The 2,718-nt window shown below is 77.0% G+C and carries 2 protein-coding genes and 2 pseudogenes; all 4 read right to left on the reverse strand.

The genetic code is table 11. From position 1 onward, the window contains the following. Positions 1-809 (reverse strand): annotated as a pseudogene (locus ABZ914_RS44125) (hypothetical protein); the annotation flags it as partial. Beyond that, positions 806-1,288, reverse strand: a complete 483-nt coding sequence (locus ABZ914_RS44130; RefSeq protein WP_500200698.1) for a hypothetical protein — start codon at positions 1,286-1,288, stop codon at positions 806-808. The pseudogene ABZ914_RS44125 and the gene ABZ914_RS44130, both read right to left, overlap by 4 nt. After that, complete coding sequence (locus tag ABZ914_RS44135) at positions 1,285-2,457, reverse strand: molybdopterin-dependent oxidoreductase (protein ID WP_500200699.1); 1,173 nt, start codon at positions 2,455-2,457, stop codon at positions 1,285-1,287. Before ABZ914_RS44135 ends, ABZ914_RS44130 begins: the two co-directional genes overlap by 4 nt. Continuing rightward, a pseudogene (locus ABZ914_RS44140) lies at positions 2,433-2,718 on the reverse strand (class I SAM-dependent methyltransferase); the annotation flags it as partial. The pseudogene ABZ914_RS44140 and the gene ABZ914_RS44135, both read right to left, overlap by 25 nt.

A 2,718-nucleotide genomic window follows, 5' to 3' on the forward strand; every position in this document is an offset into this window, starting at 1 on the left:
CCCGGGACCGGGTGGGCGGCGGCGTTCGTCATCGCGTCGGGCACGTCGGCGGTCGCGGCGAGCGCCGTCAGCGCGGTCCCCCACGCGCCGACCGCGAGGAAGAACGCGTCCATCGCGGTCGCGACCCACAGCGCCAGCGGCGCCAGCACCAGGAACGGCACCGCCGCCCGCGCCGCCCGCTCCCCCGCGACGCACCGCAGCGTGACGGCGATCGCCGCGACCGCCGACGTGCCCGACGCGATGACGAACGCCGCCGCCCACCCGGTCCCGGGCAGGCCCGCCTTCTCCAGAGCCCACAGCGTCAGCGTCGGCAGCGGCGGATGCCCCCGCACGTGCGTCGTGTAGCCGCCGAGCCGCTCGGTGAAGGTCCGCAGCCACTCCAGCGGGTCGGGCCGCACCTGCGCCAGGCCCGCCGGGTACTCGGTCGGCGCGTCCAGCGGCCGGGCGAGCGCGCCCCACCCGTCGGACGCGGCGAGCGCGACCGCCCACAGCGCCGCCCCCGCCCACGCCACCACCGGCAACGCCCGCCACCGCAGCCGCGACGCCGCCCACGGCAGCGCCGTGACCAGCACGGCGGCGGCCGCCACCGCCGGAGCCATCCGCCAGGTCAGCGGATGCGAGCGCGCCCGCGCGTGCAGCGGCGGCAGCGCGTCCTCGGTGGCGAGCCCGGCGCGCCGCAGGTACCAGCCGGCGGCGAACACCGCCGCGATCCCCACAGCCCACACCGCCACGGCGATCCAACCCGGGCGGCTCCCGCGCCGCGCGACCGGGGCCGGGACGTCCCGCGGCCGGGTGTCGGTGGCGGTCACCTGTCCCGCTCCCTTCGCTCCGGCCGCCGTCCCGGCGGGACGGCGCGGTGCGCTCCGCCGCTCATGCCGTCCCGCCGCCCGCGCCCGGCGATCGCCCGCCACGCCAGCACCGCGACCGCCACGGCGCCGATCAGCCCCACGACGATCGCGAGGTTGCGGCCGTAGGGCAGCGGCAGCTGCGACGGGACGTCCGGGCGGCGCCCGTAGCCCAGGACGAGCGGGATCGCGACCGCCGTCACGCACGCCGCCACCACCAGCGCGCCGCGCAGCACCCGCCGGTAGGCGACCGGGATCCAGCCCGTCACCAGGCCCGCGGCCAGGACCACCGGGACCAGCACCCCGTCGTGCAGGACCGCGGCGCCCACGAACCACGCCGCCCAGCGCCGCACCGGGACGTCGGCGACGATCCCGCTCAGCCCGTACCCGATCAGCGCCGTGCCCGCCGCGTACGCCGCGTACCTGGCGATGGGCGCGTTCATGCGACCACCAGCCGGCCGACCCACTTGGTCTGCATGACGCCGGGGCGGTTCGGCGCGATGAGCCGGCACGGGTACCCGTGGTCGAGGTCGAGGGTCTCGCCGTTCACCCGCAGCGCCAGCAGCGTGAGGGGGTCGTGCCAGTGCGGCGGACGCACCTCCGAGGTGCGGTAGAGGCCGCGGGGTTCCAGCGATTCGACGCGGACGTTCGCGTCGTCGTCGACGCCCGCCATGCGCAGCACGTCCCGCAGCCGCACGCCCTCCCAGTCGGCCTCCGCGCTCCAGCCCTCCACGCACGCGATCGGCAGCCGCGCCGTCCGCATCGGCATGGCCTGCAGCTGCGCCAGCGACAGGGTCAGTTCCCGCCGGACGCGGCCGGTGACGGTGAGCCGCCACCCCGGGTCGCGGGCGAGCGCGGTGACGCCCGACCCGGCCGCGGACTTGTTGACCGGCAGGCCCTGCGGCCCGATCCCGGGACGGCGGGGCGCGAGCACCGCCAGCCGCGCCAGCGGCGAGAACGTCTCCCCCACGGTCGTCGCGACGACGACGCCGCTCGCGCCGAGCACCGTCAGCAGGAACGTGCGGCGCCGCAGCCCGTCCTGCGGCCGCGTCATCACCGTTCGGCGCGTCTTGGCCCACTCGTTGGCGATGTGGATCAGCAGCGCGCCGATGATGATGTAGGCGGTCCAGTAGTGCGCGGTGGTGAAGAAGAACCGGAACGCGTACCAGTAGTCGATGTTCATCACGCCGGTGACCAGCTGGAACAGCGACCCGCCGACGAGGACGAACACCATCAGCCGCTCGATCGCGTGCCCGGCCGAGCGGGCCGGCGGCCACTGCAGCAGCCGCGGGTAGACCGTCCACAGCTTGGCCAGCAGCAGCGGCACGGCCGCCAGGCCGGTCATGACGTGCAGGCCCTGCGTGACCCGGTACAGGTTCACCGGGCGCGACGGCCACGTCATCCAGTTCGCCGGGTTCTGCATCAGGTGGCTGACCAGGCCGGTGCAGAACGCGACGAGGAAGCAGGCGCCGAGCGCGATGCCCAGCCACGCGGCGACCCGCTCGTCGTGCAGGCGGCTGGTGAAGCGCTGCGGCAGCGTCGTCAGCGCCTCCGGCGGCACCGGCCGGCGGTCGAGGAGGGACCGGGTCAGGGACGCAGGGCGACGAACCATCGGCCGGCCTCCTCCCACCGCTCGGTGACGGCCGCCCCGCACGCGGCGGCCAGCGCGCCGGCGCCGTCGGCGGACACGTGAGCCCAGGGGAACCACTCGCCGACCGCGCGGCCCGACCGCAGCCGCAGCGGCTCGGTCCGCGTCCCCGCGCCCGGCGGGTCCACCTCCGCCAGCACCCGGCCGCCGGGTCCGAGCAGCCCCAGGACGCGGCGCAGCAGCGCGGCGGGGTCGCCGCCGATGCCGATGTTGCCGTCGGCCAGC

Origin of the sequence: Spirillospora sp. NPDC046719 (assembly GCF_040645715.1) — a bacterium.
In the GTDB taxonomy this organism is placed as follows: Bacteria; Actinomycetota; Actinomycetes; order Streptosporangiales; family Streptosporangiaceae; genus Spirillospora.

Bases quoted from the DNA above. Each gene is read 5' to 3' on its own strand.
- ABZ914_RS44130 (WP_500200698.1), bottom strand. From the start codon at position 1,288: ATGAACGCGCCCATCGCCAGGTACGCGGCGTACGCGGCGGGCACGGCG.
- ABZ914_RS44135 (WP_500200699.1), bottom strand. From the start codon at position 2,457: ATGGTTCGTCGCCCTGCGTCCCTGACCCGGTCCCTCCTCGACCGCCGG.